Consider the following 22,120-nt stretch of genomic DNA (forward strand, 5'->3'; position numbering starts at 1 on the left):
GCCGGGCCGCCTCCAATTTTAATTCCAAGGAGTACCGTTGGTAAGTTTGTCCTTTTTTAGCAATGAAAAAATCCCCTTCGTTAGGCAAGATTAAGTCCATCTTAACAGATGTCTTTTTTCTCTTGTCTACTAAAAGGGGATAATACCACTTCATCGGCTTTTTTCTTCCCCCTACTAGCGTAAATGGTTTGGTGTTTAGCACGCAGTAGCGAAAGAGGACGAATCGATTCCGGAAAAACGATAGTGGTCGCCTTTGCCCCCGATTTTCTACCGCAGAATTATAATTCCAAGAAAATTGGGGGCAACAGCGATTGGAGGAACGATACGTACTCGCAGCGTCTCACTTCAACGGAGCATGCGGAGTGCTGTATAAGCCACATCATTTTCACGCAGCAATCGAAAACCATTTACGTCCTAAACATCACCAATGACTTGCGCAAGCCCTCCGACAGCTCCTCCAAGCGTGAAGACAAGGCAACCAGCTTCTCGCTCACCTTGAACTGCTCGGATGACATGGAAGCGACCTCCTCCGTGGCGGCGCTGGTCTCTTGAACGATCGAGCTGGCCTCCGAGATCGAGTCGGTCAGGGTAAGCTGGGAACCGATCAGTACCTCTACCGACCGGGTCGATTCGCGGATCTCGGCCAAAAGGGCATCCATCTCGTGGCGTACATGATCGAATACGTCCTGGGCTTCCTGAACCGAATGCAGCTGCTCGTCAAAGAGCGGTGCTGCCGACGTCAATGCATCAACGGAGCCTTGTACTTCAGAGCGGATATCCTTGATCATCGCGCCTACGGTCTGGATCGATTCCTTGGAACGATCCGCCAAGCTGCGCACTTCATTGGCTACGACCATGAAGCCGCTGCCTGCTGCCCCCGCACGGGCTGCTTCAATCGTCGCGTTAATGGACAGCACGTTGGTTTGATGCGTGATCTCCGACATCAGCTCCAATATTTTGTGAATCGACGCGGTGTTATCCTTCAGCTTCTCCGCGTTCTGGACAATGGCCCGGTTCACCTGATTTATCCGCGTGGATTTCTCTACCAGATTGTCCATATGCCGTGCGCCCTCTCCCGTCACCTGAAGCACGCGATCAGCTGCGGCCTCCATCACTTGATTCGAATCCGATACCTTACTCATCTGAACGCCAATGTTCTCAGCCAGCTGGTTCTCCCGTTCGGCCTCCATCGCCAGGCTTGCGCTTCCCTGTGCAATCTGTTCCATGGCCGATGCAATTTCACCAGCCGTCAGCGAGGTTCCCTTCGACACTCCCGCCAGTTCCTCCGCCGTGGCCAGCACTTGCTCCGCGGAAGCATTCGTCTGATCGACCAGAGCCGAAATTTGCCCCATCATCCGGTTGAAGCTGTGGCCGAGTCGGCCAATTTCATCCGCACGCCGGAACTCGGTCCGAACCTTCAGATTTCCCTGCTCTCCCTCTTCCATCAGACGGCACATCTGATTCAGGGGGCGGCCGATGGAACGCATCATATAATAGCCTATCAGTATCGCAACCAGAACCGCGGCCACAATAACCCCAAGCGTTACAACCAATAGTTTGTCCGTGGCTTGCACAAAATCGCTAACGGGAGCAAAGCCGACCATATGCCAAGGAGCCGTCTTCAGCGGCGTATACACCACCATCTGCCCATCGCCGGTGTAATAAATCCCTCCTTCTTCGGCATCTTGAGGAACCGTGATGGCGGACGGCTGCATCAGCTGAGCCGAGTCCATGTCGTGTACGATCCGGTTATCCTCGGCAACGATTCGCATCCGGCCGTTGTTCCCTATTTTTAAATTGGCCAGCACCCCTCCGACCGCCTCGTCCTTGATATCAATCAGCAGGATATACTGCGCATCCGGATTCTTCAGATTTTTCAGCAATCTCCCCATCGACATGGTGGCGGTTTTCTCGTTCTCCATAAAGCCTTGAACCTCGGTCGGGAACCATACCGGTTCGCCATCGGCCTGTATAATCCGGTCCATCTTCGCCTTCACGCTATCTGCGGAAGACATTCCCGTTAAGCCCGTTGAGTTATAGGAGCTTTGAGCTTGTAGATTGGGCGCAACCAGGCGCATGCCCTGCAGACGTTTATCCGAAGAAGCCATCCCGTTCAATTTCTCCCGGATTCGGTTCTCGGCCTGCGTTTTGTCCCGAATGCCGATACCCGCCGTACTTACCGTAACGAGGTCCTCGCGAAGAACCGTATCCAGCGCCCATTGACGGGAAGCGGCTTCATATTGGGCCAGCAGGAAATCCAGCTTGTCCGCCGCCTGCATCATCTGCCCCGAAGTCGCTTCCGACACCTGATCCATCACCGTGTCTTTGGAGATGAAATACGATAATAACCCCAATGCCGAAGATAACAGCACGATCGTGGTAAAAAAGATAACAAACAGCTTCATCCCAACCGCTTTGAATTGAAAACGTCTCATCATGTTCATATGTATATGTCCCCCTGCATCGCATGTTTGAATGCAAAAAGACACAGCTAGCGGTTACCGGCTGTGTCTCTTCGCTGTTCTCTCTATCTATCTGTCTTATGATGAATTCATACGATTAGCTATCCGTACCTTACCCTTTGCTTGCCCCAGCCGTCATGCCATCGACCAGCAAACGCTGCAGGAAGACAAACAGCAAGGTGATCGGCAGTGCGATCAGCACGGATGCCGCCGCGAACAACGTAAAGTTACTGTCCTGTGTGGAGTTGACGAGATCCCATAGGCCGACGGCGAGCGTCCAGTTTTCTTTTGTCCGGAGCACGAGTCTTGCAAAAATAAAGTCTACCCATGGACCAACGAACAGCGTCAAGCCCATATACGTGATCATTGGCTTCGACAACGGCAGAATGATTTTGCGGAATATCTGGAAGTTGGTAGCTCCGTCGATCTTCGCCGCTTCATCCAGACTTCGCGGTATCGTATCCAGGAAGCCTTTCATGATCAGGGTTCCGCCTAGCGGCGCCCCTGCCGCATACACGATAATCATCGCCGCATGCGTGTTCAGCAGATCCAGGGAGTTCAGCAGGATATACAGCGCGATCATACTCATGAAGCCCGGGAACATCCCCAGCACGAGAATGACCGATAGCGCATTCTGCCGGCCTTTAAACCGGAATCGGGAGACCGCATAACTTGTTAGCAGGACAAGAATGGTCCCGATAATCATGGAGAATATCGCAATTTTCAATGTGTTCATGTACCATGTGCCAAACAGAAAGCTCTGGGACGTAAACAATTCTTTATAATGACTGAGCGTAAAAGATTCTGGAATCAAGGACTTGCTGTACAACGACTTTCCGGGACGGAAAGAAGCCAGAACAATCCAGAGCGCCGGGTAAATACAACCGATCGCAATGATGACAAGCGTGATGTAACTTGCCGTCAGGCGAATCGCATTTCTCATTTTAATTCCCATTATTGGATCATATCCTCCTCTTTAAAGGATCTGGTTCTGCGATAATTGTAAATCGAGAAGGTCGCAATAATCATGAAGATGATAATACCGATGGCCGATGCCATGCTGTACCGCTGCTGATCCAGCGTCAGTTTATAGAGCCAGGTTACCAGCAGGTCCGTCGCACCCGCGTATTGATAATCACCCACAACCGGGTTACCGTTTGTCAGGAGGAAAATCAAGTTAAAGTTGTTAATGTTACCGGCAAATTGCGTAATCAGCACCGGTGCCGTCGAGAACAAAATCATCGGCAGGGTGATGATCTTGAATTTCTGGAATCCAGTCGCCCCGTCCACATCGGCCGCTTCATAAAGATCCTTCGGAATCGTAGTCAGGACACTCATAACGAGAAGCATCGATACCGGGATACCTACCCACATATTAACGATAATAACGGTCACTTTGGCCCAGACCGGATCGGTCAGCCATGGCAGGCCTTCCAAACCGAAATATCTTAAATACTGGTTGATCGGTCCGAATTGCCCGTTAAACATATTACGCATGACGAGCAAGGAAATCAGCTGCGGAATCGCATATGGAATGATCAGAATGACACGCCATACGCCTTTGAAACGAATTCCTTTTTGTTGAATAAGGAGTGCAACGAGCACACCGCCAAAATACGTCGTTACCGTTGCCAGCACTGCCCAGATGATCGTCCAGGTCAGGACGCCGAAGAACGTATGGCTCCATGATTTCAATGCAACGAGATTGGTGAAGGTTTTGAAACCGACCCAGTCAACCAAATTTGCCGGCGGCAGATTGTTTGGAGCAGAATAGTTCGTAAACGCCAGCATGACCATGAAGATAATCGGCATGACCGTAAAAAACAAAATACCGATGGCCGGCAGCGTCAGGAAAGATTGCGCGAATTTCCATTCAAAAATATAGTAAAGGGTCTGTCTGAAGTTGTTGGGTTTTCCACCCTGTTCCCTTAGTTTTCCAGCGTTATATGCGTTTTTGATATTGGCGTAATACCCAATAAGAAAAAGCGCAAACATAATCATGGTGATAAGTCCTTCAATCAGCAGATTGATGGAATGGTCACCTGCTACCATTTGGGTTAATCCGTTGACTTTCTCTAAATGGCTTCCCTGTTCCCCCAAAGTTGTCATTCCCCAGATGGCATCACCCAGGTTGTTGATGAAGTAATACAGACTGAATATACCTACGATAAGTAAAAGAATGCCTTTGATCCATTGCCGATTGTAAAGCTGACCCAGACCCATACAGATGGCTGATAATACGGCTGCTGTCGTACGATGTTGACGCATGCTCCCTCCATTCTCCTCTCCATATAATCGAGGAATCACCCGCCGGTTGTTCGGCGGGTGAACTTCTTCATCTATCTCGCATTATATAAGAACGTAATTACTCGCCAGCTCCACCACTGTTGAGATCTTTCACTTGACTTACAGCTTTATCAAGCGTTTCTTTCACGTCTTTGTTGTTATCCCAGATCTCAGCCAGTGCAGCGCCTACAGGAGACCATACGTTAGCCATTTCAGGAACGGATGGCATCGGTTGGGAAGATTTGAACTGCTCTGTAAATGCCGATACATACTCGTCATTCTTGATTTGATCGTCTTCCTGAGCTTCGTTGTTAGTTGGAACCGATCCAACCAGTGCGCTCAGTTTCAATTGAGCTTCCTTGCTTGTTGCAAAGTCAGCGAACAAACGAGCGGCTTGCGGATATTTCGTGAACGAGCTTACGTACCAAGCTTTGATACCGGAGAACGATACAGCAGGCTGACCGCCGATGGTTGGGATTGGAGCAACGCCAAGCTTGTCGCCAAGCGCTTCTTTGTATCCGCCGAGCTCCCATGGTCCGTTAATGTCCATGGCCAGGTCGCCGGCCGTGAACAATCCGCGTTTGATATCAGGCGTAATGTCGCCGGATTTAACCGGAAGAATTTCTTTCAGGCTTGCATACACTTCCATACTCTTGACTGCGCCTTCGTTGTTGAGGCCGATATCGTTGACATCTGCGCCGCCGTTACCGAAGATGTAGCCGCCATTGGAAGCAAGGAATGGATATGCGAAGTACAGGTTGCCTGTTTCGAACATGATTCCATATTTGTTCTTGGATTTATCTGTGAAGGTTTTGCTGAACTCAATAACTTCTTCCATCGTTGTTGGAACTTCTTTTACCAAGTCTTTGTTGTAGTACATCAGGTATGTTTCAGCAGCGCGCGGGTATCCGTACAGAACGCCGTCATAGCTTACGCCTTGGATAGCGGCTTCCGTGTTGCTGCTTTTCGTTTTTTCTTCGAAGTAATCATTTGGCAGAACCAGGTTTGTAGCTACGGCCTTACCCAGATTATCGTGAGGGAACAATACAACGTCAGCGCCCAATCCGGATGGTCCGTCTTGTTGAAGCTTGGTAACTTGGTCGGTTGGAGACAATTCTTCGATGGTTACTTCAACGCCGTATTTCTCGGTGAATTCTTTAGCAACCGCATCGGTGTAGGCTCTTTCGTCTCTACTTTCCCATACGATCAATTTAGCACCTTCCTCCGGCTTAAGTTCCGGTGCTTCTGTATTTTCGGCCGGCGTCTCCTGGGCTGGTGGATTCTCAGCAGGTGCCTCAGCAGCAGGAGTAGGTGAATTTCCTCCGCACGCTGTAATGGAGAACGCCAACGTGAAGGTTGCAGCTAGCGTAAGTAGTTTCTTCATCTTCATTCCATGATTACCCCTCTCAATAAATGATCAGAAAATGTTGGAAATCTGCGCAAACGATTTCAGAAATTTTCAGCGTCTCTTTTTCTATGTAGCATCTGGCGAGATACTCAGGAAAAATCCCGTCGAGAAAGCGCTTCATTCACTGAAAACATCATACAACATTTATCATCGAATGTAAAAACGTTTGCACAGATCATTTTTACCCGTTTTAAGCATATAATCTCTTGTTACCTTCACTATTCACTGTATTTCGTAAGTTATCATAAAAATAGTTGTGCATATGCAGTGCAATTCAGTCATTCTACTCCCCAAATCGGACAAGAATGGCTGCAAAACGCTCCAATGTTGCACAAACGTTTGCGCAATAGTTGCGCTTCTTCCTTTCACTGATATATATATACCATTGACGCCCTTAAAATTAGACGTCACCCCGGTTAGAAAATAGTCCAGCCCCATCCTTATCTTTCATATGCGTTAATAAGCTTGATTATTCCGTGACCAGGGGCCTTAGAATATAATAGACCCTGGTGTTTGCTGCACCAGGGCTAAAGAAACTTATTTATTATCAATATGCTAGCAAATGGGCTACAACCAATCTCTTTTTTCAACAAAACGCTTCCCCATTAACAAATATACGATACCTGTAAATAACACGATGAACCACAGGCTATAAGGTTCAACTCGCGGCGCGTAGAGCGCTGCCTGTGGCATCATGACATAGTAGGGAATCGTGAATGGAAGCCAGGCCCCAATGGCAGAATGAAAACCTGTCAGCACGATATTCGGCACCACATATCCCAGAGACATCGCCAGGGAGGCTCCAAAATTCCGAACTCTTATTGAAACGATAAGCTGTAAGGCAGCAAGAGGTAAAATACCGATCCATCCTCCGATAATGGAATAGAGTAACGTCTCCCACGGAATCTCACCAGGCGCTTCAACAAGATAACCCGTTGCCACATAACCGAGTAAAAAAACGACCTGCACCAGCCCCAAAATCCCAATGAGCATCATATATTTTGCATAGAAGAGCCTGTTGCGGGGGATCGGCATACTCATGACTATCTTCCAGCCCCCGTCCCGGTGCTCATATAAGCATAATAAGGAGGCTATAATTGCGCTGTACAAAGGATAGAAAAACATAGAGTGTAAATTAACGCTGTGGATATAGAGCGTCAACCAGCTGGGCGGGAAAAATTCCTTTAAGCTCTCAAGCTGCATCGCTCCCATCGCTGAGTTAATCAGCGTGTCCAATACGATGAGCACTGTGATGACACTCCATTGAAGCTTGATTCCTTCAGCACGTATCAGCATTCTCATAATGGCAGCACCCCCTATTCAAATTCTCTTCTGGCAAACAGGAGAGCTCCCAGCACCGACAGCATGAACCCTACTCCAAGTGAGATTCCTATCCACTGCATATGGCCAGGGATCAGCGGGCTGGATAGTGCCGGATACGACCAGGGAAGAATTTGAATGATAAGAGAATTGCTTCGCGCTAAAAACAAGCTGCAAATGGAGCCGAATATCCCCAGAGCCAGCGGTAATGCCTGGTTGGAAAACACCGTGGACAGCCAGAGCTGAATAGCCATCATCGGCAATGTCGATAAACAGGCGAACAGAGGCTGCAATATCATGATTCCCCAAGGTATCGGTTCATTCGAATACAGAACCCAAATCAGGCACATCCCCATGATCGTAATGATTGCGGCACATAACTGTAATACAAGGATCCATAAAAGTTTAGCCAGATACACAGACGCTTTGGGAACAGGCATCGCAAGCAGCTGCTTCCATGCCTTGGTTTCGTGCTCGGTACCGGCCATAATGCTGGCTAGAAGCGTAATCCCCAATAAAAAAACGAAAGACAAAAACATGTACATGACCGCAAAGCCGGCATAGATTCCACCTGGACCTTGACGAAAATAAAGATACCACTCCAAGGCCGTCATGCTGATCAGGATTATCCCCTGGATTACAGGCATCCACCGGCATAAAAACTTAAGTTTTAATCCTTCTGCACGCATCAGCTCCAGCATCATAAGCTGTTCTCCTGACCGGTTAATTCCAGGAAGATTTCCTCAAGGGTTTTCTTCTTCTCCGTTACCCGGTAGACATCATACTGATGATTGACAAGGAAACGAATCATTTCGGCTGATTGCGGCCTGTCGATCATGGAGGTACGGATCTGATCTGTTGTTATTTCCGGCACCGCATCAAAGCCTTGACCATTCAGAGCTGCTGCTGCTTCCAGGGGCCGGTCCATCTCCACCCAGACATAAGGCTTACTGCGATCCGTTAATTCCTGCAGCGGTCCTTGGAAGATCAATTCCCCTTGATTAATAATTCCTACCCACGTTGCAACCTGCTCGATTTCACTCAGCAAATGGCTTGAAAGCAGTACAGTGATATCAAAATCGCGGGGAAGTCGTGTAATCAGCTCTCGAATTTCTTGAATTCCCGATGGATCAAGTCCATTTGTGGGCTCATCTAGAATCAACAATTTGGGATTTGTAATAAGCGCCATCGCGATCCCAAGCCGCTGCTTCATACCAAGAGAATAACTTTTGACCGGCCGATGAGCCGCCTGGCTCAGTCTCACCCATTCCAGAACCTCCTGAATCCTGGATTCTTGTATTCCATGGATTAACGCCATAATCTTCAGATTCTTATATCCTGATAGGTGAGCATAGTATGAAGGGGATTCTACGAGAGAACCGACATCCTTTAAAATGTCCATTCTGTACTTGTTCAGATCCTTGCCTAGGATACGAATATCACCTGATGACGAACGGATCAGTCCAAGGAGCATTCGAATGGTTGTTGTTTTACCAGCGCCATTGGGCCCCAGAAATCCATAGATTTCCCGCTTAGGGACCTTCAAATTAATCTGCTTAACCGTTTCCCGCTTCCCGAACCGTCGGGTCAACTCCTGTGTATCGATTGCATAATCGTCCATTATTAATTCCTCCTGCTTGGCATTGCTAATACTTTAAGTTTAGCAACGGAAAATTAACAACAGGTAAACAAGGAATGAACGATAGAATAATTTACAGGCGGACCGGCAACACAATTTCAACACGGGTGCCCTTACCCTCTGCGGGCAGAATGCTCATGCAGCCTGCATAGGCTTCCACAAAGGCATTGGCTATAGCGATTCCTCTACCGGATTGATCCAAAGCCTGTGCTAACTTTGATTTCTCGATCCCGATTCCATTATCCTCAATCACGATGATGCAATGCTTTCCGTCTATAGAGATACTGCACTGAATCTCAATACCGGGCGGATTATGTATAACCGCATTCATGAGTACATTTTGAAAGGCTCGTCCTAACAGATTTCTGTCAAAATCCATCAAGCAAACATCCTTTTCGGTAGTAAACATAAATGAAGCATTCTCAGCTAACGGGTGGTTTGCGATATCAATCATCATATCGCGCAGAAAATTCACTATATCATCGGATTTTCTATTCATCGGGAACTGTTCGACTGACCACCGGCCTGTTTGGTTTAAATCATGAATTAGCTGCTTCATTTCCATGGTCTTGCCGCTGATCTGCCTGCTAAAATTCTGTTTCTCCTCATCGGTCCAATCATAATCGGCGGCCGCGAGCATATGAGCATAGCCTTCGATGTACGACAAAGGCGTCTTGAGATCATGGCTGATCGACGCAATCCATTCCTGCTTCTTGACCTCCATATTTAATCGCTCGGTCTCACTTTGCAGGAGTTGATTCGATAATTGCGTCATTCGATCAAATAATTCTTTATATAAGATATACGGATAACGATAGTTGTTATGATGTAATGAGCCTTCGCTCGGCTGACGAAAATGTTCCTGCGGCTGGCTGTAATTTCTTTCGGATAATTGGTTGATCCAGCGTATTAAATAAGTAAGCGGTTTGCCCACGCACCAACCGAAAGCCATGAAAAAAATAGCCATTAGCACGATGCCCGTAACAGCTAAGAAAGTCTTCATGGATATCGTGCCCCGGGGATTCATCCAATCCTGGAGATATATAAATATCACCGCGCATAAAATAAAACTCAGGACAAACATCATCACCAAAATAATGGTTACCTTGATAAAGCGAAAAGCCATTGTGACCATTGGATTCATTCTTTTTCCTTTCTTGGGGCCATCATTTTGTAGCCAAGTCCACGAACGTTAACAATAAACCTTGGGTTTCCGGAATCAGGCTCCACCCTTTTTCGCAGTCTGAAAATATGGATTACAACCGTCTTCTCATCTCCAAGGTAGGGCTCCTTCCAGACCGATTCGTATAATTGACGCGTACTAAAAATACGGTTCGGATGTCGGCACAGAAATACAAGCAGCTCCCATTCACGTGCCGGGCACTCCACTTGCTTGCCATTTACGATCAGTTCCCCGGCTTCAAGTTCCAGCCTAAAATAACCAAAATCCAGTTGAGTTAATCGCGGCTGAGCCTCTTGTTCCCGCTGTGTTTTATATTTCAGACGAGCTTTGGTCCGGGCAACAACCTCTAACGGATTAAATGGTTTCGTAATATAATCGTCCCCGCCAATGCCAAACCCCATTAGCTTGTCCAAGTCAGCATCCCGGGCGGTAAGAAAAAGGATCGGCGTTTCGGTCATTTTGCGAATTTTTCGGCACACCTCGAAGCCGTCCTCATCCGGAAGCATGACATCCAGTATGATGACGTCCGGATTAAACTCCGTTAATATTCGCACCGCTTCCTGCCCTGTGCCCACACTTCGAATATGCCGAAAGCCTTCCTTCTTCAACACGGTAGTCAACATATCGCATAAGCCTTGTTCATCATCTACAAGCAAAACCGAAATGTTATCCATAGCATTTTTCTCCATCTTTTCATATTTCAACAAACAGTTGCTTTTATTATATAACAGAGTCAACTCCCAAAGACTCAGAATATCTGTTGAAAGGTGCTGGGAATGGACCAACTCTATCCTTTCTTATTCATCCTATCTATGCAAAGTTAACATTAGGTAAACAGAAACTGAACAAAGCATAAATTAATATAAGGCATCATCGTGCAGCGTACGGCTATCTGCTCCTATTACGGACAGCGCCTATGGTCCCATTCCAGACAGACACATTTATGTTAGAGTTAAGTTTATGCAAAATAATCACCTGATCAAAGAGGTCTGAATAGACGTTAGGCCCGTGAATCCATTTATGAGTACAAACAAAAGGAGTCTTCTTCAAGAAGACTCCTTTTGTTTCAATTATGTTTTATCAGTCAAAAAAATGACTCTAAACAAGCGCCTTCAGCGCAATATCCGTCCGGTTCTGCTTGCCTTCAAACAAAATCGCTTCTGCACGCTCATACGCTTTCGCACGTGCTGAAGCGATATCAGCCCCTAATCCAACAACGCCGAGGACGCGTCCCCCATTCGTTCTCCACGTTCCGTCAGCATCGCGAGAGGTGCCCGCATGAAATACAATCGTCCCGTCCTGCTCGTTATCCAGCCCATTGATGGCAATTCCTTTTGGATACGAGGCAGGATAACCGCCAGAAGCCAGAATGACGCATACCGCCGCTTCGTCACTCCACTCCAGCTCAAGATCGGCCAGGTTTCCATTTACGGCAGCGAGGAAGACGTCGAGCAGATCGGTCTTCAGACGAGGCAATACGACCTGCGTTTCCGGATCGCCAAATCTGGCGTTGAACTCAATGGTCTTCGGTTTGCCATCCGGTGTAATCATCAATCCGGCGAATAGAACACCCCGGAACGGACGCCCTTCGGCTGCCATCGCTTTTGCCGTAGGCTTGATGATCGTCTCAATCGCCTCTTCAATGACAGATGACTGAATATGAGGCAATGGCGAATATGTTCCCATTCCTCCGGTGTTCGGCCCCTCATCTCCATCATAAGCCGGTTTATGATCCTGTGCCGCCGACATCGGCTTCACGTTTTCACCATCCACAAAGGCGAGGATCGACATTTCCTGGCCTTCCAGGAACTCCTCGATGACCACCCGGCTTCCCGCATCGCCAAACACCTTCGATTGCATAATGTCGCTGAGGGCCTGCTCGGCTTCCTCGATCGTCCGCGCAACGGTAACACCCTTGCCGGCTGCAAGCCCGTCCGCTTTCACGACGATCGGTGCGCCTTGCTGGCGCAAGTAAGCTAGCGCCTTCTCGTAATCGTCGAACTTCGCGTAAGCTGCCGTTGGAATGTCGTATTTATGGAGCAGATCCTTCATAAAGGTTTTGCTGCCCTCAATTTCGGCTGCATTTTTGCGCGGACCGAATACCGGGATGCCAGTAGCGTCGAATGCATCTACGATGCCGTCAGCCAGCGGATCATCCGGACCGACGACAATAAGTCCCACCTGCTTCTCGACGGCGAATGCCGCCAACCTCTCAAACTCCGATACCGCGATCGGCACGCACTCGGCCAGCTGTCCGATACCGGCGTTGCCGGGTGCGCAGTAAATCTTATCCGCTTTCGGGCTCTTTGCCAGTGCCCATACGATGGCATGCTCTCTTCCGCCGCCTCCGATAACCAAAATATCCATGGTTTACCCCTCCCGATTCATTTCAACTTTACCGTTAACATTTCATAACATGAATTATTTACAGGGCGAAGCGTGAGGTCATCTTCACCTTCTGGTCCCTTTAAACTTAAAGGCGGCGCGCTCGAAAGAGCGGCGTCGCCTCTATATGTGCTGAATGAAAGGTGAACTTCAGCTGCAGCTTCATGGTTGCAGCGAAGCCCCTTTTTATGCTCATGAATTAGTGCTTAAAATGCCGCACGCCGGTAAAGACCATGGCGATCCCGTATTCGTTGGCTGTCTTGATGGATTCCTCATCCTTAATGGAGCCGCCCGGCTGAATAATGGCGGTAATGCCCGCTTTCGCTGCAAGCTCCACGGTATCGCCCATCGGGAAGAACGCATCGGAAGCGAGAACGGCCCCCTTGGCTTTCTCTCCCGCCTGCTCCACCGCAATGCGCGCCGAGCCGACACGGTTCATCTGGCCTGCGCCAACGCCAACGGTCATGTTGTCTGCAGCCAATACGATCGCATTAGATTTCACGTGCTTGACCACTTTCCAGCCAAAGAGCAGCTGCTTCAGCTCTTCTTCCGTTGGTTTACGATCCGTTGCAACTTTCAGGTCAGCGGCGTCCAGGGAATGCACATCGCTTTCCTGTACGATCATGCCGCCTTCGATGGTTGTTACGGCAAGGGTGCTCTGGCGCTCCTTGGCCGAACCGAACTCGCCCATTTTCAGTAGACGGATATTTTTCTTTTTCGTCAGAATCTCCAGCGCCTCCGGTGTGAAATCCGGTGCCAGGATAATTTCAAGGAAAATATCCTTCAGCAGATCCGCCGTCGGAGCGTCAATTGTCCGGTTCGCCGCCACGATGCCGCCAAAGATGGATGTCGGATCCGCGTTGTAAGCTTTTTGGTAAGCTTCCAGCACATTTGTCCCGATGCCGACGCCGCAAGGGTTCATATGCTTCACGGCCACCACGGTCGGCTCGTCGAATTCCTTCACGATCTGCAGGGCTGCGTTCGCGTCATTGATATTGTTATAGGAGAGCTCTTTGCCGTGCAGTTGCTCGGCGGTCGTCAAAGTACCCGTTGGTGCCAGCGGTTTACGGTAAAATGCCGCTTTTTGATGCGGATTTTCGCCGTAACGAAGGTCCTGAATTTTCTCGTAGGTGACGCTAAAGCGCTCAGGAAGCGGATCGCCCGTTACATTCGACAAATAATCGGAAATCAACGTATCGTAGGCCGCCGTATGACGGAATACCTTGGCTGCAAGACGTTTACGGGTTTCCAGCGTCGTGTCGCCGCCGCCACGGATTTCCTCGATCACGCTGCCATAATCCGCCGCATCGACAACCACGCTCACAAAAGCATGGTTTTTCGCAGCCGAACGCAGCATCGTTGGACCGCCAATGTCGATATTTTCGATTGCATCCTCATACTCGACACCCGGCTTCGCGATCGTTTCCTGGAATGGGTACAGGTTCACCACGACAAGATCGATGTAATCGAGGCCCAGCTCCTGCATCTGACGCTGATGCTCCTCGCTGTCGCGAATGGCAAGCAGGCCGCTGTGCACGGCTGGATGAAGGGTTTTGACGCGTCCGTCCAGAATCTCAGGGAATCCGGTCACATCGGAGATGCCGATGACAGGAACTCCTTCCTTGGCGAGGAGGTTCTTCGTTCCCCCTGTCGAAATGATCTCTACACCCAATGAAGACAACTCGCGGCAAAACTCCACGATGCCGGTTTTATCCGAAACGCTGACCAAAGCTCTTTTGATACCCACGTTCATACCCCCTATTATGAATAAAATTAACTAAGTAAGCCTGTCTTGATTCCGTAGATGCTGTCGAAGATCCATAATTGCAAATTATTTCCCGAGAAATATCGAACATGTCGATTCACCGAAAGACCTTGTTCGCTTTTATTACAAAAGCCTATTCGGTAATCGTCACATTCCGCCCGTTCAGCGAAATTCGCCCCTGGGCGAACCAGGAAACGACTTCAGAGTATAACTTCTGCTCCACGGCATGAATGCGTTCTGCCAGCACTTCTGCCGTTTCGCCTTCCTTGATCTCTACGGCTTTTTGAGCAATAACAGGTCCGGTATCCATGCCGCCATCCACGAAATGAACCGTGACACCAGTCATCTTCACACCATAGTCAAGCGCTTGGCCAATCGCGTCTTTTCCTGGAAAAGCAGGCAGCAGTGATGGATGAATGTTGATGATCCGGCCGCTATAGAACTCGACAAAGGACGAACTCAATAACCGCATATATCCTGCAAGAACAATCAATTCGACACCGCGCTGCTGAAGCTCTACCGCAATTTCACGTTCGTAATCTTCCTTCGAGGCATAATCCTTCGGCTGAAAGGCGAATACATCCACATTCGCCGCTTGAGCCAGCTCTACGACGGGAGCCTGTGGTTTATCGCATACCAGGATGCTGATCACGCCGCCCAGGGCCCCCCTGTGCTGCGCGTCTAGCAATGCCTGAAAGTTACTGCCCCTGCCGGAAGCGAAAACCGCAATCCGAAACGGCCTCATTACACCTCAGCTCCCGTAAAGGTTACGATGCGCTCGCCTTCGGTGACCCGGCCGATCACATAAGCCTCTTCGCCTGCGGAGCGGAGGTATTGAAGCACTCCGTCTGCATCCTGTTCATTGACGACAAGCACCATGCCGATTCCCATATTAAATGTCGTAAACATATCCTTGTTCGATATGCTGCCTTTTTCCTGCATTAGCTTAAAGATCGGCAGAATCGGCCAAGAGCCATATTCGATGTCGACATTGACGCCATCCGGCAGCATACGCGGAATATTCTCGATGAATCCGCCTCCCGTGATATGCGCCATACCCTTTACTTCGATCTCTTTCAACAGTCCGAGCAGCGGCTTCACATAAATCTTGGTCGGTGCGAGCAGCACGTCGCCAAGACGTCCGCCCAGTTCCGGAAGCTCTTGCTGCAGGGAGTAGCCTGCGTCCTCCAGAAGCAGCTTGCGGACAAGCGAGAAGCCATTGCTGTGCACACCGCTGGATGCTAGACCAATCACCGTGTCGCCTGCCGCGATATTCGACCCGTTGATCATTTTGCTTTTGTCGACAATGCCTACGGTGAAGCCCGCGATGTCATACTCGCCTTCACTGTACATGCCCGGCATTTCCGCCGTTTCCCCGCCGATCAGGGAACATCCCGCTTGGTTGCATCCGTCGGCGATCCCTTTGACAATGGATTCGATTTTGGACGGAATGACCTTATCACACGCTAAATAGTCGAGAAAAAAGAGCGGTTCTGCGCCTTGCACCACAATATCGTTCACGCACATCGCTACCGCATCAATGCCGATGGTATCATGTTGGTCCATCGCGAATGCGAGCTTCAGCTTTGTGCCGACGCCATCCGTGCCTGAGACGAGTACCGGCTCTTCATATTGGTCTTTATTCAGCTTGAACAGTGCGCCAAAACCCCCGAGGTCGGTCATGACTTCCGGTCTGAAAGTCGTTTTGACATGCTTTTTCATACGCTCTACCGCTTCATTGCCTGCAGCGATATCCACGCCTGCTTGTTTGTAAGTATCCGACACGCGCTCAACACTCCTTTTTCGTTATGACGAAAGTATCTGTTCACACATCATTTATGGGCTTAATCAATAACCAGCTTAAAGAGGTTGTTCAAACCAACCTTCTCGGTGCTGAAAACCGATCTTTTTGAACACGCATTTAATGGGTGTATCCGAGAAAAAATGGCTGTCCACTGCAGAATCAGCAGCTGCAGCCCATCTTCTCTTCCCCGTTAAAATCAATCTGCGTCGGGTAATCATTATCAAAGCATGCCATGCACAAGCCGCCTTTAGGGCTGTGCTCATCATAACCGCCAATGGCGGATATAAGTCCCTCCGGGCTCAGGAACGATAAGGAATCCGCGTTAATCTCCCGGCAGATTTCCTCGACGCTTTTCTCGGAAGCGATTAGCTCCCTGCGGTCCGGCGTATCGATGCCGTAGAAACAAGGGTTCTTGAATGGCGGCGATGTTATCCGCACATGCACTTCGGTCGCGCCCGCTTCGCGAAGCAAATTAACGATCCGGCGGGACGTGGTTCCCCGTACGATGGAGTCATCGATCATAACCACCCGTTTGCCTTCGACCACGCGCCGTACCGCGCTCAGCTTCATCTTCACGCCCTGCTCACGCAGCTCTTGGCTCGGCTGAATAAACGTCCGGCCCGTATATTTATTCTTGATCAATCCCAGCTCGTAAGGAATGCCCGTTTGCTCGGCATAACCGATAGCGGCCGAGATGCTGGAATCCGGTACCCCTGTAACCACATCGGCATCCACGAACGATTCCAGGGCCATCTTGCTGCCCATCCGTTTGCGGGCCGAATGGAGGTTGGAGCCGTTCAGATCGCTGTCCGGACGGGAGAAATATATATATTCCATCGCGCACAACGCTTTGCGTCCCGCTTCCGTGTACCGTTCTTCCCGAAGCCCGTTCCGATCAAGGATCAGCAGCTCCCCGGGAGCAACATCGCGGATCGCTTCCGCCCCGATGACTTCAAGCGCGCAGGTCTCGGAAGTGAAGATATACGCATCGCCCAGACGACCCATCGTGAGCGGACGGAGCCCGTTCGGATCCGAAGCGACGAGCAGCTTGTCATTGGTCATGAGCAGAAAAGCAAACCCGCCCACCAGACGCTGCAAGGCGTCTTTGGCAGCCTCAACAAAATCCTTCGGCGAACGCGCGATCAGATGCGCAATGACCTCCGTATCGCTGGTCGTCTGGAATATGGAGCCCTCCATCTCCAGCTCGCGCCGAAGCTTCGGCTCATTGACGATGTTGCCGTTCGTAGCAATCGCCAGATTGCCCTCACGATATTTAAAGACGAGCGGCTGCGCATTCGTCAGTCTGCTGTCCCCGCTGGTCGAGTAACGGACATGCCCGATCGACATGCTGCCCTGCAGCGATTCCAGCTTGTCTTTATCAAACACTTCTTTTACAAGTCCCATCCCGCGGTGATAATTGAAATTCTCGCCGTCGGCTACGCAGATTCCTGCGCTTTCTTCGCCGCGGTGCTGGAGGGCGTGAAGCCCGTAATAGGAAAGGGAGGCGGCATCGGGATGCCCAAACACCCCGAATACGCCGCACTCTTCTTTTAAAGTATCGAAAATATCGCTCTGACCTGTTCCCTCATTGTAGTAAGCCCCTGTCCACAGTCCTTCGGGTATCAGTTCATGAGACATGGAATGGCATCCTCCCAGACGGATTTCAAAGCCTCCACGGATTCTTCCAGCGCAGAAGCACCGTTAATGTTAATGCTAAGCTTATTCCCGCCGACTACGCCAAGCGCGGTAAATGGAACGTCCGCTTCTTGCAGGAGCTTCTCCAGCGCGTTCTTATGATCAGGGGACACCGACAGCACGATCCGGGATTGGCTCTCGCTAAAGAGCGCTACGTCGTTACGCAGATCGGTTGACCATTGCACGCTCGCCCCAACGTTGCCGCTGATGCAGCTCTCCGCCAGCGCGGCTGCAAGTCCCCCCTCCGACACATCATGCGCGGATTGTACCAGACCGGATTGGATGGCCTTCAATACGCCGCCGAGCAATTTCTTCTCGGTATCCAGGTTCAGTTTCGGCGGTCTGCCTTCCGATACTCCATGCATGATCGCTTGGAACTCGCTGCCGCCCAGTTCCGCACGGGTATCACCCAGAACGTAGATGGCATCGCCTTCCGCCTTGAAGCCTTGTGTCGTAATATGATCCGTATCATGGATCAGACCGACCATGCCGACAACCGGCGTCGGATAAATCGCGCCTTTGGCATTCTCGTTGTAGAGACTCACATTTCCGCCGATGACCGGCGTTTCAAGCACACGACAAGCTTCCGCCATGCCGTCCACGGCTTTTTCCATCTGCCAGAAAATTTCCGGCTTCTCCGGGCTTCCGAAGTTCAGGTTATCCGTAATCGCCAGCGGCTCGGCGCCGGAGCACACGATATTACGCGCTGCTTCGCTGACCGCGATTCTGCCGCCAAGCTCAGGGTCGAGGTAGACGTAACGTCCGTTACAGTCCGTTGTCATCGCCAGGGCTTTGCGCGTTCCCTGCACCGTTACGACAGCAGCATCCGAACCCGGACGAACGGCCGTGCTGGTGCGAACCATATAATCGTATTGGTTGTATACCCATGCTTTGCTTGCAAGGCTTGGCGAACCGAGCACCTTCTTGAGGGCACCGCCCAAATCCTTCACTTCTTCATAACGAAGCGTATCCACCGCAGCCTGCTCTTGGTAATAAGCCGGTTCTTGGGATGGTTTGTTATAGATCGGACATTCGTCTACAAGCGCTTTAACCGGCATGTCGCCTACCACCTCACCGTGGTGGATCAGCTTCAGGCGGCCATCGTCCGTCACTTTGCCGACTTTGGCGCAGATAACGCCCCAGCGTTCGAAGATTTCCCGCGCTTGCTCCTCATGCTTCGGCTCAACCACGAACAGCATCCGTTCCTGGGACTCCGACAGCATCATTTCATAAGGCGTCATGCCTTCTTCGCGCTGAGGCACTTGGTCCAGGTACAGCTCAAGACCGTTGCCTGCTTTACTTGCCATTTCCGCACTGGAGCAAGTCAATCCAGCCGCGCCCATATCCTGAATGCCCAGCACGATGCCGGAATCAATCAGCTCGAGGCAGGACTCCATCACAAGTTTCTCCATGAACGGATCGCCGACCTGAACGGCCGTACGGTTCGCTTCGGATTCCTCCGTCAGCTCAACGGAAGCGAAGGTTGCGCCGTGGATGCCATCGCGGCCGGTTGGAGGCCCGACATAGAAGACCGGATTGCCTACCCCTTTTGCAACGCCGCGCTGAATCTTATCATGGTCGATAACGCCGACGCACATCGCATTGACCAGCGGATTGCCTTCATAACTTTCGTCGAATACAACCTCGCCGCCTACCGTCGGGATCCCGATGCAGTTGCCGTAACCGGCAATGCCGGATACCACGTGCTCAAACAAATATTTAACGCGATCGCTCTCCAGCTTGCCGAAACGAAGCGAGTTAAGAATCGCTACCGGTCTTGCCCCCATGGAGAAAATATCGCGGATAATGCCGCCAACGCCCGTGGCTGCGCCTTGATAAGGCTCTACAGCGGACGGATGGTTATGGCTTTCGATTTTGAATACAACCGCTTGGTTGTCGCCGATATCAACGATCCCGGCACCCTCGCCCGGTCCCATCAGGACGCGCGGGCCGCTTGTCGGGAAACGACGAAGCAGCGGCTTGGAATTTTTGTAGGCGCAATGCTCGGACCACATGACACTGAATACGCCGATTTCCGTGTAATTCGGCTTGCGTCCCATGAAGGAACAGATCAGCTCATACTCGCTGTCCGAAACTCCCATTTGCTTGTAAATCTGATGCTCTGCGATCTGTTCTGCTGTCGGTTCCTTAACGGACGTTTGCTGCGCCATGAGTATCCCTCCATGCCTGTAATATGGATGTAAACATTGCTTTACCGTCATCCGAGCCGAGCAGGCTGCTGACCGCACGCTCCGGATGCGGCATCATGCCGATTACGTTGCCCCGCTCGTTGCAGATGCCTGCGATATCCTCGATCGAGCCGTTCGGATTGTTTTGATACGTAAATACGATTTGCCGGTTGTCCCGGAGCTTTTGAAGTGTTTCTTCATCACAGTAATAGTTGCCCTCGCCATGCGCGATCGGAATGACAATCTCTTGCCCCTCTGCGTAATCGCGCGTAAACGGCGTTGTATTATTGTTCACTTTGAGCACCGTGTCATGGCAGCGGAATTTCATCGAATCGTTGCGGCGCAGAGCTCCGGGAAGGAGTCCGGCTTCCGTCAAAATCTGAAATCCGTTGCAGATGCCAAGAATATACTTGCCCTCTTCCGCCGCCTTCGCCACTTCGCTCATAACCGGGGCGAATCGGGAAATCGCACCACACCGGAGATAATCTCCATAAGAGAATCCGCCGGGTACCAAAATGCAATCATATGGAGAAAGGTCCGTAGCCGTATGCCACACATAATCCACCGGCTGACCAATCGTCTCTTCTACCGCCTTATAACAGTCAATATCACAATTGGAGCCAGGAAAGACCAGCACTGCAAATCTCATTGGTTTAGCCCTCCAATTCATAACGGTAGTTCTCAACCACCGTATTGGCCAAAAGCTTCTCGCACATTTCTTTCACTCGCAGCTCGGCTTCCTCACGGTTGTCCGTACCCAGCTCAAGTTCCATATATTTACCGATCCGCAGGCTTTCCACTTCCTTGTACCCTATCGAATGAAGTGCACCTTGCACCGCTACCCCTTGAGGGTCCAATACGCTCTGCTTAATCGTGACGTAGACCTTTGCTTTCAACATTGTATCCTGTTCCTCCTCGGTATATATGAATGAAATGGTTTATAAAAGCTTTACAGGCTTGCACCCGTGATTCGACTGTAAATATCGGTGTAGCGGCGCGTCGTCTCCTCTACCACGGCCTGCGGCAGGGGATCCGGCTCACTGTTCTTATCCCAATCGGACGAAGCGAGATACGTGCGGACGGGCTCCTTATCCATACTGTCAATCTCAATGTCTAGCGCGTAATTCTTCTCATCCCAGAAACGGGAGGAATCCGGCGTGAAAATCTCATCGATCAGAATGATCTCTCCATCGATTAAACCGAACTCAAACTTGCAATCGGCCAAAATAATGCCGTGCTTGCTGCAATAATCGCGGGCGAACTTGTACAGCATCAGGCTTTTGTCCTGCAGCTGCAGCGCCAGCTCCTCGCCGACAAGCTCCTTCATGCGCGATAGCGGGATGTCCTCGTCATGACCGACATCGTTCTTGGCAGCCGGCGTGAAGATCGGCTCGGGAAAAGCCTCATTCTTGCGCAGACCCTCCGGCAGCTTAATGCCGTTGACCTCGCCAGAGGACTGATACTGCCTCCAGCCTCCGCCGGTAATGTACCCGCGCACCACGCATTCAATATCGATACGCTCGGCCCTCCGGCACACCATGATTCGTCCATCCAGCAGCTCCTTGTCCTTGACGGCATCGCCCAGGAGGTTCACGTCTGTATGCACGACATGATTGCTGATGAGCTGCGCCGTTTGTTCAAACCAGAAGGCGCTCAGCTTGTTCAGCACGGTTCCTTTGGCCGGCACGGGCGGCTCCAGCACATAGTCAAAAGCGGAAATACGGTCGGTTACTACAATGAGTACGTGCTCGCCCAGGTCGTACAATTCACGAACCTTGCCCTTATACAGCAGCGGTACGTTGACCAGATGAGTGGCGGTCGATAATGCCGATAATGTCATGTTTTCCTCCCCTTGGGGCGACGTATATCTCAACCTGAGACCGTCGCTCCCTGTATTTCTGTCGGATGAAAAATAGAATGCTCAGTATCATGTTAAAGATTTTCAGCTTATTCATCACTACGAATGCGGATTATTTTTCCGATC

The 22,120-nt window shown here is 50.5% G+C and carries 18 protein-coding genes; all 18 read right to left on the reverse strand.

Going from position 1 to position 22,120, the window contains the following annotated elements:
- Nucleotides 1-407: 407 nt before the first annotated feature.
- A complete protein-coding gene (locus tag ACPV3A_RS32760) occupies nucleotides 408-2,444 on the reverse strand; it encodes a methyl-accepting chemotaxis protein (protein WP_426203923.1) in 2,037 nt (678 codons plus the stop codon).
- A 130-nt stretch (nucleotides 2,445-2,574) separates the two neighbouring features.
- Nucleotides 2,575-3,417: a sugar ABC transporter permease gene (locus ACPV3A_RS32765; RefSeq protein WP_071221547.1), complete on the reverse strand. Its 843-nt coding sequence runs from the start codon at nucleotides 3,415-3,417 to the stop codon at nucleotides 2,575-2,577.
- Nucleotides 3,417-4,730 (reverse strand): ABC transporter permease subunit, encoded by a 1,314-nt coding sequence (locus tag ACPV3A_RS32770; RefSeq protein ID WP_426203925.1) that lies wholly within the window; start codon nucleotides 4,728-4,730, stop codon nucleotides 3,417-3,419. Before ACPV3A_RS32770 ends, ACPV3A_RS32765 begins: the two co-directional genes overlap by 1 nt.
- Before the next feature lie 97 nt (nucleotides 4,731-4,827).
- Nucleotides 4,828-6,138 (reverse strand): sugar ABC transporter substrate-binding protein, encoded by a 1,311-nt coding sequence (locus ACPV3A_RS32775; protein ID WP_426203927.1) that lies wholly within the window; start codon nucleotides 6,136-6,138, stop codon nucleotides 4,828-4,830.
- Nucleotides 6,139-6,723: 585 nt separating this feature from the next.
- Entirely contained in the window at nucleotides 6,724-7,458 is a 735-nt protein-coding gene (locus ACPV3A_RS32780) for an ABC transporter permease (RefSeq protein ID WP_194540975.1), read from the reverse strand.
- Between the two features lie 14 nt (nucleotides 7,459-7,472).
- Nucleotides 7,473-8,180: an ABC transporter permease gene (locus tag ACPV3A_RS32785; RefSeq protein WP_426203930.1), complete on the reverse strand. Its 708-nt coding sequence runs from the start codon at nucleotides 8,178-8,180 to the stop codon at nucleotides 7,473-7,475.
- The gene (locus tag ACPV3A_RS32790) at nucleotides 8,177-9,097 is read right to left on the reverse strand and encodes an ABC transporter ATP-binding protein (protein ID WP_426203932.1); all 921 of its coding nucleotides are present in this window, start codon (nucleotides 9,095-9,097) and stop codon (nucleotides 8,177-8,179) included. The genes ACPV3A_RS32785 and ACPV3A_RS32790 overlap by 4 nt, the downstream gene beginning before the upstream one ends.
- 91 nt (nucleotides 9,098-9,188) lie before the next feature.
- Nucleotides 9,189-10,118, reverse strand: a complete 930-nt coding sequence (locus ACPV3A_RS32795; RefSeq protein ID WP_426203934.1) for a sensor histidine kinase — start codon at nucleotides 10,116-10,118, stop codon at nucleotides 9,189-9,191.
- Between the two features lie 137 nt (nucleotides 10,119-10,255).
- The gene (locus ACPV3A_RS32800) at nucleotides 10,256-10,972 is read right to left on the reverse strand and encodes a response regulator transcription factor (RefSeq protein ID WP_426203936.1); all 717 of its coding nucleotides are present in this window, start codon (nucleotides 10,970-10,972) and stop codon (nucleotides 10,256-10,258) included.
- Nucleotides 10,973-11,396: 424 nt separating this feature from the next.
- A complete protein-coding gene (purD, locus tag ACPV3A_RS32805) occupies nucleotides 11,397-12,665 on the reverse strand; it encodes a phosphoribosylamine--glycine ligase (RefSeq protein ID WP_426203938.1) in 1,269 nt (422 codons plus the stop codon).
- Between the two features lie 217 nt (nucleotides 12,666-12,882).
- On the reverse strand, nucleotides 12,883-14,430 hold the full coding sequence (gene purH / locus ACPV3A_RS32810; protein WP_426203939.1) for a bifunctional phosphoribosylaminoimidazolecarboxamide formyltransferase/IMP cyclohydrolase: 1,548 nt from the start codon (nucleotides 14,428-14,430) through the stop codon (nucleotides 12,883-12,885).
- Nucleotides 14,431-14,581: 151 nt separating this feature from the next.
- Complete coding sequence (purN, locus tag ACPV3A_RS32815) at nucleotides 14,582-15,193, reverse strand: phosphoribosylglycinamide formyltransferase (RefSeq protein WP_426203941.1); 612 nt, start codon at nucleotides 15,191-15,193, stop codon at nucleotides 14,582-14,584.
- Nucleotides 15,193-16,233 (reverse strand): phosphoribosylformylglycinamidine cyclo-ligase, encoded by a 1,041-nt coding sequence (gene purM, locus ACPV3A_RS32820; protein ID WP_426203943.1) that lies wholly within the window; start codon nucleotides 16,231-16,233, stop codon nucleotides 15,193-15,195. Before purM ends, purN begins: the two co-directional genes overlap by 1 nt.
- A gap of 178 nt (nucleotides 16,234-16,411) precedes the next feature.
- The gene (purF, locus tag ACPV3A_RS32825; RefSeq protein ID WP_426203945.1) at nucleotides 16,412-17,890 is read right to left on the reverse strand and encodes an amidophosphoribosyltransferase; all 1,479 of its coding nucleotides are present in this window, start codon (nucleotides 17,888-17,890) and stop codon (nucleotides 16,412-16,414) included.
- Nucleotides 17,875-20,118, reverse strand: a complete 2,244-nt coding sequence (gene purL / locus ACPV3A_RS32830) for a phosphoribosylformylglycinamidine synthase subunit PurL (protein ID WP_426203947.1) — start codon at nucleotides 20,116-20,118, stop codon at nucleotides 17,875-17,877. The genes purF and purL overlap by 16 nt, the downstream gene beginning before the upstream one ends.
- Complete coding sequence (gene purQ / locus ACPV3A_RS32835; protein ID WP_100540297.1) at nucleotides 20,096-20,785, reverse strand: phosphoribosylformylglycinamidine synthase subunit PurQ; 690 nt, start codon at nucleotides 20,783-20,785, stop codon at nucleotides 20,096-20,098. Before purQ ends, purL begins: the two co-directional genes overlap by 23 nt.
- 4 nt (nucleotides 20,786-20,789) lie before the next feature.
- Nucleotides 20,790-21,035 carry a phosphoribosylformylglycinamidine synthase subunit PurS gene (gene purS, locus ACPV3A_RS32840; RefSeq protein ID WP_012819094.1) on the reverse strand — a complete coding sequence of 82 codons (246 nt, stop codon included), beginning with the start codon at nucleotides 21,033-21,035 and terminating at the stop codon, nucleotides 20,790-20,792.
- Nucleotides 21,036-21,085: 50 nt separating this feature from the next.
- Nucleotides 21,086-21,976 (reverse strand): phosphoribosylaminoimidazolesuccinocarboxamide synthase, encoded by an 891-nt coding sequence (locus tag ACPV3A_RS32845; protein WP_426203950.1) that lies wholly within the window; start codon nucleotides 21,974-21,976, stop codon nucleotides 21,086-21,088.
- Between the last annotated feature and the right edge of the window lie 144 nt (nucleotides 21,977-22,120).

The organism is Paenibacillus sp. Dod16, assembly GCF_049893405.1.
In the GTDB taxonomy this organism is placed as follows: Bacteria; Bacillota; Bacilli; order Paenibacillales; family Paenibacillaceae; genus Paenibacillus_AQ.